Source organism: Synechococcus sp. OH2, assembly GCF_047462155.1.
GTDB lineage: Bacteria > Cyanobacteriota > Cyanobacteriia > Thermostichales > Thermostichaceae > Thermostichus.
This window is the reverse complement of record NZ_JANSIR010000112.1, coordinates 8,529-17,376: the sequence shown is the minus strand read 5'-3', so window position 1 is coordinate 17,376 and position 8,848 is coordinate 8,529. Positions and strand designations below refer to the sequence as shown.

Annotated in this window: 8 protein-coding genes and 1 tRNA gene; 8 read left to right on the top strand and 1 reads right to left on the bottom strand. The window is 61.0% G+C overall.

The window, feature by feature from the left end; genetic code table 11:
• The 8 genes from ilvC to NW835_RS11910 all read left to right on the top strand — a co-directional run.
• The coding region (gene ilvC / locus NW835_RS11945; RefSeq protein ID WP_414415393.1) for a ketol-acid reductoisomerase at nucleotides 1-551 on the top strand (551 nt) is incomplete at its 5' end.
• Between the two features lie 27 nt (nucleotides 552-578).
• A complete protein-coding gene (gene serS / locus NW835_RS11940) occupies nucleotides 579-1,886 on the top strand; it encodes a serine--tRNA ligase (protein WP_414386181.1) in 1,308 nt (435 codons plus the stop codon).
• 83 nt (nucleotides 1,887-1,969) lie between these two features.
• Nucleotides 1,970-2,404, top strand: a complete 435-nt coding sequence (locus NW835_RS11935; RefSeq protein ID WP_414415392.1) for a BlaI/MecI/CopY family transcriptional regulator — start codon at nucleotides 1,970-1,972, stop codon at nucleotides 2,402-2,404.
• The gene (locus NW835_RS11930; RefSeq protein ID WP_414371448.1) at nucleotides 2,401-3,279 is read left to right on the top strand and encodes a M56 family metallopeptidase; all 879 of its coding nucleotides are present in this window, start codon (nucleotides 2,401-2,403) and stop codon (nucleotides 3,277-3,279) included. The genes NW835_RS11935 and NW835_RS11930 overlap by 4 nt, the downstream gene beginning before the upstream one ends.
• 87 nt (nucleotides 3,280-3,366) lie before the next feature.
• A tRNA-Asn gene (locus NW835_RS11925) sits at nucleotides 3,367-3,438 on the top strand.
• 88 nt (nucleotides 3,439-3,526) lie between these two features.
• Complete coding sequence (locus NW835_RS11920) at nucleotides 3,527-4,045, top strand: inorganic diphosphatase (protein ID WP_414365475.1); 519 nt, start codon at nucleotides 3,527-3,529, stop codon at nucleotides 4,043-4,045.
• A gap of 115 nt (nucleotides 4,046-4,160) precedes the next feature.
• Entirely contained in the window at nucleotides 4,161-4,910 is a 750-nt protein-coding gene (locus tag NW835_RS11915) for a cytochrome c biogenesis protein CcdA (protein WP_414386179.1), read from the top strand.
• A gap of 81 nt (nucleotides 4,911-4,991) precedes the next feature.
• Nucleotides 4,992-6,410, top strand: a complete 1,419-nt coding sequence (locus tag NW835_RS11910) for a cytochrome c biogenesis protein (protein WP_414365461.1) — start codon at nucleotides 4,992-4,994, stop codon at nucleotides 6,408-6,410.
• 95 nt (nucleotides 6,411-6,505) lie between these two features.
• On the opposite strand, the gene NW835_RS11905 is transcribed toward NW835_RS11910, so the two are convergent.
• A partial coding sequence (locus NW835_RS11905; protein ID WP_414415391.1) for a PAS domain S-box protein occupies nucleotides 6,506-8,848 on the bottom strand: 2,343 nt, incomplete at its 5' end.

Here is an 8,848-nt window from a genome sequence, read left to right as displayed (position 1 = left end):
CTTGTCTGTTTGCTGTCTACCAGGATGCCTCGGGGATGGCGCGGGAGCGGGCCATGGCTTATGCCAAGGGGATTGGCGGCACGCGAGCTGGCATCCTTGAGACCACCTTTCGGGAGGAGACCGAGACCGACCTCTTTGGCGAGCAGGTGGTGCTCTGTGGTGGCCTCACGGCTTTGATCAAAGCCGGGTTTGAGACCCTGGTGGAAGCGGGCTACCAGCCGGAGCTGGCCTACTTCGAGTGCCTGCACGAAGTCAAGCTCATTGTCGATCTCATCGTCGAGGGAGGTCTGGAGAAAATGCGCCACAGCATCTCCAACACGGCAGAATACGGCGACTACACCCGTGGCCCCCGCATCATCACGGAGCAAACCCGCGCCGAGATGAAGCGCATCCTTGCTGAGATCCAAAGCGGCCAGTTTGCCCGCGAGTTTGTCTTGGAAAACCAGGCTGGCAAGCCCGGCTTTACGGCGATGCGCCGCCGCGAGGCCGAGCACCCCATCGAAAAGGTGGGCAAGGAGCTGCGGGCCATGTTTAGCTGGCTGAAGGAGTAGGTAGAGGTCATTTCCCAGGCAAGTCTCGTGCTGGATCTGAAGCTGCTGCGGGATCGCCCAGAAGAGGTACGCCAAGCCCTGGACAAGCGCGGGGCCAGTATCGATCTGGATCAGATCCTGCAGTTGGATCGGGAGCGGCGCCAGTTGGAAGCTCGGCGTGGCTCTCTGCAGGCGGAAAGCAACACCCTTGGCAAGAAAGTCGGCGCGCTCATCCGCCAGGGAGCGGATCCCCAGGGATCCGAGGTGGCGGCCCTGCGGCAGCAGGCGGCAGAGCTCAAGGCCGAGATCGCCCGACTGGAACAGCGGGAGCGGGAGCTGGAGGAGGAGATGCGCGCCCGCCTGCTTACCCTGCCCAACTTGCCCTTGCCCAGCGTGCCGGTTGGCCGAGATGAGGCCGACAACGTGGAGGTGCGCCGCTGGGGAGATGAGCTAAAACCCGCCCATCCCGTCCTTCCCCACGACGAGATTGCCGAGAAGCTGGGCCTCTTGGAGATTGGCCGTGCTGTCAAGGTAGCCCAAAGCCGCTTTGTCGCCATGGTAGGGGCAGGGGCGGCTCTGGAGCGGGCCTTGATTGCCATGATGCTGGAGCGCCACATTGCCGCCGGCTACACCGAGGTAATCCCTCCTTTTTTGGTCAACAGCGCTGCTCTGCAGGGAACAGGACAACTGCCCAAGTTTGCCGAGGAGAGCTTTCGCTGTGCTGAGGATGACTTGTGGCTGATCCCGACAGCGGAAGTGCCCCTCACCAACCTGTACCGGGACGAGGTGATCCCAGCCGAGCACCTGCCGCTATATTTCTGTGCCTACACGCCTTGCTTTCGCCGCGAAGCCGGCAGCTATGGCCGGGACACCAAGGGCCTGATCCGGCTGCACCAGTTTCAAAAGGTGGAACTGGTCAAAGTTACCCACCCCACCCAGTCGGAGGTAGAACACGAAAAGCTGGTACAGGATGCCGAGGCCATTTTGCAGATGCTAGAGCTGCCCTACCGGGTGGTGGAGCTGTGCACCGGCGATCTGGGTTTCTCGGCGGCCCGCTGCTTTGATCTGGAGGTGTGGTTCCCCTCCCAAAACCGCTACCGGGAGATCTCCAGTTGCTCCAACTGCTGGGATTTCCAGGCCCGCCGCGCCAACCTGCGCTACAAAGAGGCCGGGCAGAAAGGCACTCACTTCGTCCACACCCTCAACGGTTCGGGCTTGGCAGTGGGCCGTTCTCTGGCCGCCCTGTTGGAAAATCACCAGCGGATGGACGGCTCAATCCGCATTCCCCAAGCACTGCGTCCTTTCCTCAGCTCCCGCTTCCTCTCCCAAGACGGCACTCTCCGGACTGCTCCCTAAGCCATTCTGCCGCGGTGCTCCAGCAAGCCATAGCTGCGGAGAGTATGTCAATCTAGATAGGGATCCCTACCCTGCCAGGGTTTATGTTGCCCAAGCATCGTCCCAAGCAACTCTCACTGGGCCCTCTGGAATCTGAGATCCTCGATATCCTTTGGGAGCTGGGCAGTGCCAGCACCCGCCAAATCCACGAGCGCATTCTGGCCGATCCCAACCGCGAGTTGGCCTATGCCTCAGTAACCACCGTCTTGCAGCGCTTGAGCCAAAAAGGCTGGGTAAGCTGTGAACGGCGCACAGATGCCGAGGGGCGGCCTCTGCCAATGCTGTGGCGGCCCTGTCTCTCTCGCCAGGAAGCTGCCAGCCTGAGGGCCTTTGACCACTTGCAGCAGTTTTTGGCCGTCGGGGATCCCGACACGGTGGCAGCCTTCGCCGATAGCCTGGATCAGGCCAGCGTGTCCCAGTTGCAGGCGATTGCCGAGCGGCTGCGGGCGGCCCGCGAGTCCAGGAGGAAGTCACGGTGAGCCACTTGGGCATGTTGTTGTTGGGCTTGGGCCTCAGTTGGCTGTGGCGAGGCCAGGTGCGGCTGGATAAAGCCGGCCAGTGGGCGCAGCGCTGGCAATGGGCCTGGATCCACTTCTTGCTGCCGCCGCTGTTTTTGCTGATGACTGCCCTTGCTCTAGCTTGGATGGGGCCATGGGGACAAATGGCCGGGTCAGGAGGCTGGTTCTGCTATGGCTGTGCGCTGCTGGTGCTGGCCGTGGCTGGGGGCGTAGCCTTGCACTGGGCTTGGGAGTTCTGGCGCTCCTGCCGACGTGCCCGCCTGCAGGCTCTGGCCCAGGTCGAGCTGTATGGCTCTCCAGCCTACGTGCTGGACTTGGAGATCCCTTTTGCTGCCCAGGTGGGGGTGTGGAAGCCGCAATTGGTGGTTAGCCGCGGTCTGCTGGAGCAGTTGGATGAAGAGCACCTGCAGGCAGTGCTGGCCCACGAAGAGGCCCATCGTCACTACTGCGATACCTTGTGGATGTTTGCGGTTGGTTGGCTGCGACGCCTCAGCGGCTGGCTGCCGAATACGGAGGTTCTCTGGCAAGAACTGCTGACCCTGCGGGAGCTGCGGGCAGATTGCTGGGCGGCTCAGCGGGTGGATCCCTTGGTGCTGGGAGAGGCTCTGGTGCAGGTGGTAGGCCATGGCATGGCGCAGCAGCCGGCAGCGGCTTGGGTTGGCTTTGCCCTGGAAATGGGATCCACTGCGGGGGGACGGCTGCAAGAGCGCATCGATGCCCTATTGCAGCAAGAGGAGTCGGGCCCCGTCGCGCCCTCGTCGCACCTTTCCGTGCAGGGTTGGGCTTGGCTGGGGCTGGCTCTGCTGCCTTTATTGGCCATCCCCTTTCACCACTGAGACGATGGCCTGGGCGGAGCCAAGGATCCTTTCCTTCGGGGGAGTTGCCTGATGGCGTTTTTTTCCCTACGATGGAAGATACTTTGATCCTCGGTAGCTCAGCGGTAGAGCGGTCGGCTGTTAACCGATTGGTCGCAAGTTCGAATCTTGCCCGAGGAGCTTGTTTTTGCTACTTGAAGTCCCGCCCTGGGAGCTATAATGCCCTCTGGCTATTTTTGCGTCACGTATTTCGAGGACAATTGCTGTGATTGACCTGTCGCGGATCCCTGCCCAACCCAAGCCGGGTCTGCTCAACCTCTTGATTGAGATCCCTGGCGGCAGCAAGAACAAGTACGAGTTTGACAAAGACATGGGCGTGATGGCCCTAGACCGGGTGCTCTACTCTTCGGTGCAGTACCCCTACGACTACGGCTTTGTGCCCAATACGCTGGCAGGGGACGGGGATCCCTTGGATGGCCTGGTGATCATGGATCAGCCCACCTTTCCAGGGTGCGTGATTGCGGTGCGCCCGCTGGGCATGCTGCAGATGATCGACGCAGGGGAGCCGGATGAGAAGTTGCTGTGCGTGCCCGCTAAGGATCCTCGCTATGCTTCCGTAACCAAGCTGGAAGATATTGCCCAGCACCGCCTGGACGAGATTGCCGAGTTTTTCGCCACCTACAAGCGCCTAGAGAAGAAAGAAACCCAGATCTTGGGCTGGAAAGGTCTGGCCGAAACCGAGGCAGTGATCGCCAGCAGCATTGCCGCCTACCAACAGTCCAAGTAGCTCCCCAGCTTTTCTGGACTGGAGCGCGCCGCTGAGGGTGCTGGCCAGTTGGCGCCAAGCTGCCCTGGAGTGGGCTCCTTGAGCTAGCCTAGGTTTGGACTCGACAGCTTTTGCTATGGTGGATACCCTTCAGCTTTGGCTCTACCACCTAGAGCAGTGGGCAACGGAGCTGGTTCAAGGCCAACTGCAGCACCTTTCCCCGCTGAGCCTGCTGCTGGTGGGTCTGGCAGGTTTGGTTACCAGCCTTTCTCCCTGTCTGCTCTCTATGTTGCCGGTAACCATTGGCTACATCGGCGGCTACACCCCTAGCCCTGATGAAGAGGCCGGAAAAGTGCGTCGGCACATCTGGGCCCAATCTTTGGGTTTTGCGGCTGGGGTGGCTTTTACCCTGACCCTGCTGGGTTTGGGGGCAGCTTTGCTAGGCCGGGTTTATGGACAAACCACTGCCTTTGGATCCCTAGTGGCGGGAGGGATCGCCATCCTCATGGGCCTGAACCTGCTGGAAGTCTTCCCCCTGCGCTTCCCCGATTGGTTTAACCGGTTGGAGATCCCTGGCCAGTGGCCTGGGCTGAGCCGGTCGGTGGTGCTGGGATCCACCTTTGGCCTGGTGGCTTCTCCCTGCAGCACGCCGGTTTTGGTGGCCCTGCTGGGCTGGGTTTCCACCACGGAGCAGCCCTGGGTGGGGGGCGGGTTGCTGCTGGCCTATGCCCTGGGGCTGGTCTTGCCGCTGCTCTTGGCAGGGGTGTTTGCCGGCTCGCTCAAGCAACTGCTGGCCCTGCGGCGCTGGTCGGGCTGGTTCACCTATGCCAGTGGCGTGGTGTTGGTGGGCTTTGGTACCGTCACGATCCTCTCCGCTTGGGCCTAAGGGATCCCTGCCGCTACAGGCTAAGATGGGGCTGCCCTCCAGTTGGGAGCGGCGATTCAAGTCTTGAGCTAACAACTTCCCATGGTTATCCACCCTCTTCCGCTGTTGCGGCGGTATTTTCGCCATGAGCTGCTGCCGCTGCTGGCGGATCTGCGCCTAGCCATTGGCCTTCTCTTGGCGATTGCCCTTTTGAGCGCCCTGGGCACGGTGATCGAGCAAGAGGAAACGGTGGCCTTCTACCAGGCTCACTATCCTGAGCATCCGGCCCTGTTTGGCTTTCTCACCTGGCGGCTGATCCTCAAGCTGGGGTTGGATCACGTCTATCGCACCCCTTGGTTTCTGGCCCTGTTGATCCTCTTTGGCAGCAGCCTGGCCGCCTGTTCTTTCACGCGCCAGTGGCCGATGCTCAAGGTGGCCCGTCGCTGGAGCTACCTCACCCGTCCTTCCTCCTTCCAGCGGCTGCCCTTTTGGGTCTATCTGCCCCAACACTCCCTAGAGGGACTGCCGCAGCGGCTGCGACAACGGGGTTATGCGGTGTTTGAGGAGGGATCCCGGCTCTACGCCCGCAAGGGGCTAATCGGGCGGTTCGGCCCCATCTTGGTGCACGTCAGCCTGCTGCTGATCCTGTTGGGAGCCATCTGGGGCAGCCTCGGGGGCTTTAAGGCCCAGGAGCTGATTCCCAGCGGTGGGGTTGCCGCCATTGAACATGTAACCGGGGCAGGGGATCTGGCTCATCTGCCCACCTGGCAAATTCGGGTTAACCGCTTCTGGATCGACTATGCTCCCGACGGACGGGTAAAGCAGTTTTATTCTGACCTCTCGATTCTGGATGGGGGACAGGAGGTCAAGCGCCAGACCATCTCTGTCAACCATCCCCTCTCCTACCGCGGCGTGACCCTCTACCAAGCCGACTGGGGCATCGACAGCATCCGCATCCGCCTTAACAACAGCCCCTCCTTCCAAATTCCAGTGGTGCCGGTGCCCACCCAGGCGGGCAGCAAGCTCTGGGGCGCTTTTGTGCCCACCCGACCGGATCTAAGCGAGGGCTTGACGCTGTTGTTGCCAGATTTGCAGGGGACGGCCCTGCTCTACGACACCCAGGGCCAATGGGTAGGATCCCTGCGCCAGGGCATGAGCCTGGCCCTCGACGAAGTGGCTCCGCAGCGCTTTCCCAACCCCCTTACCCTGCACCTAGATGAGGTTATCGGCGCCACCGGCCTGCAAATGAAATCGGATCCAGGGATCCCTCTTGTCTATCTTGGCTTTGGGCTGCTGATGCTGGGGGTGGTGATGAGCTATTTCAGCTACAGCCAAGTTTGGGCTCTGGAGACGGAAGCAGGGCTTTACCTGGGGGGCAAAACCAACCGCGCCCTGGTGACCTTCGAGCGGGAGTTTGCCCACCTGGTGGAGCAGCAACTGCTCTCCTCTCCCCCTTCTCCGGCAAAAGAACTCAATCCCGCCGCTCGCGTCAGCGGGACGGAGTCCTTAGCCAACGGCTAGCCTACCCAAGTGCCGGCTGTTTGACCAACAACACTGCCCAGGGTTATCTAGCTCCCCTCTCCCTCAGGGAGAGGGGCTGGGGGTGAGGGTGTTCCTCAGGGAGAGGGGCTGGGGGTGAGAGCAGAACTGCCCAAATCCGGCAGGCTGACTGCAAACAGGGTGCGGTTCTCGCCGCTTTCCACCCGCAGGATCCCTTGCAGCAGCTCCACCGCCTTTTTCACCAGCGGCAGGCCCAAGCCGGTGCCCCCCTGGTGGGCGTAGTCCAGTTGCGGAATGCGGTGGAACTTCTCGAAAATGCGGGGCAGGTGCTCCGCTGGGATCTCGACGCCGGTGTTGATTACCTGCAAATGGAGACACGAAGAATCGCCCGCCACTTCCAGGTAAACCTGCTGGCCAGCAGGGGTGTATTTGGCAGCATTGGCCAGCAACTCGCTGAGGATGCGGGTGAGCAGCCCCACATCGGTGCTGAACAGGATGGGTTCAGAGGGAATGCGGGAGACAAAAGTGAGCCGGCGCTCCTGAAAGCGCAGAGCAAAGGGCGGCACCAGCTTTTCCAGCCACTCTCGCACCTCGAAGCGGGCAATCTCCAGACTGCGGCTGCCGGCCTCTAGCCGCTGCAGATCCAGCAGGTCGTTGACCAAGTCCAGCTCTTTTTGCCACTCCTGTTTGAGGATGTGGAAATAGGGGATCTGCGCCTCGGAAAGACCGCGCACCTCCAACATTTTCAAAGCCATTTTCATGTTGGTCAGAGGCGTGCGCAGCTCGTGGGAGACCATGCTGAGAAACTCTTCTTTGAGCTCGTTGAGCCGCTGCAGTTGCCGGAGCTGGGCCTGGATTTCTTGGTAGAGGCGGGCCTGGCGAATGGCGATGCTGCACTGGGTGGCCACCTGCTCGGCAAAGTGGATCTCGGCTTCAATAAACCCTTCCTGGGGCAAGCGGATCAACTTGAGAAAGCCCAGCAACGAGCCCGTGCCCAAGGAAAGCTGCCCTTCTTCCTGTTCCACAAACAGGGGGCAGGCGAGGAAGGTGCAGCGCCCCCGCAGCGGGTGATCCGTGCTGAAGTAGAGGGTCTGGCCTTGGCGAAGCTGGCGCAAAAGAACGGGATCCAAGGGCAGGGTAACTTGGCCTATAGGGGGCAGGGATCCCGCCGCTTCGTAGACCAGCGTGTAGGTCTGGGTTTCCGGATGGATGAGGGCCACACCGCAGGCGCCCAGTTGGAAAGCCTGGGTCAGCTCCCGCACCACGGTGGCCAAGATCTCCTGTTCGTCCAGGCTGGAGCGCACCTTGTCGCCAATGAGCCGCAGCATTTGCTCGTACCTTACCCGCTGGGCCAGCTCGGCATTGCGCACCTCCACCTGGTAGCGCAGCTCGGCATTGGCAGCTTGCAGTTGCTCAAACAGCTCCGCCTGTTGCAGCGCCAGCCCCAGTTGATCGGCAATTTGTCGCAAAAAATCCGGCATCCAGGGATCCCATTTTTTGGGGGCGCTGCACTGGTGGGCAATCAACAGCCCCCAGAGGCGGGCCAGCCCGCCGTCTGTGCCGTCAGGGCCAGCCGACTGCAAGATGGGCACCACCAAGTTGGCCCGCACCCCTAAGCTGGCCAGCAGCTCCCGGTGGCAGGGCTGGATGGGGGCAGTGTCGATATCTTCAATGGCGGAAATGCGGCCCTGCTGATAGGCTTGGTGCCACTGGGTTACGAAACAATGATCTTCGATAACCAGGCCCAGCAGGCTCAACTCTGGCCGGCTAACCGATTCCATGGCGATCTCGCCCACCCAATCGGGGAAAAAGCGGTAGATCACCACCCGCTCTACATCCAACAAACGGCGAACTTCCTCTACAGCAAAACTGAGGATGGACTCCACCTGCAACGATTGCCGGATCCCTTGGACGATGTGGCTGAGCAGCCGGGCTTGGTGGAGCTGCAATTGAACCTGCTCCTGGGCCTGCTTGCGCTCGCTGATATCGACAATTGAGACAACGCCGTAAATCTGTTTCTCGGGAGTCTCCGCCACAAAAGACGAGAGATCCACCCACCGGATCTCGCCACTTTTGCGGATGTAGCGTTTTTCCATCCGGTAGCCGCGGCGGCGGCCTGCTCGTATTTCTTCGACATAGATTGCCTCCTGCCGCAGATCCTCAGGATGCGTTATGTCGGCGTAATTCATGCTCAAGAGCTCGGCCTCGGTGTAGCCGGTGAGCTGGCAAAAGCTCTGGTTCACCTTTAGCAAGTGCCCCGCCGCATCCGTGACCGCCATGCCCACCGGGGCTTGCTCGAAGAGACTTTGAAACAGATCTTGCTGATACTGCAGAGAGTGCTGAAGTTGTTGCTGTTGGTTTTGCAACTCTTTTTCCGGGGTCAAATCCTGTACGCTGACGATCATGCCGATTACCTTTCCCTGGGCATCTAGCCAGGGAGCCTCCAAAATCCGCACCGG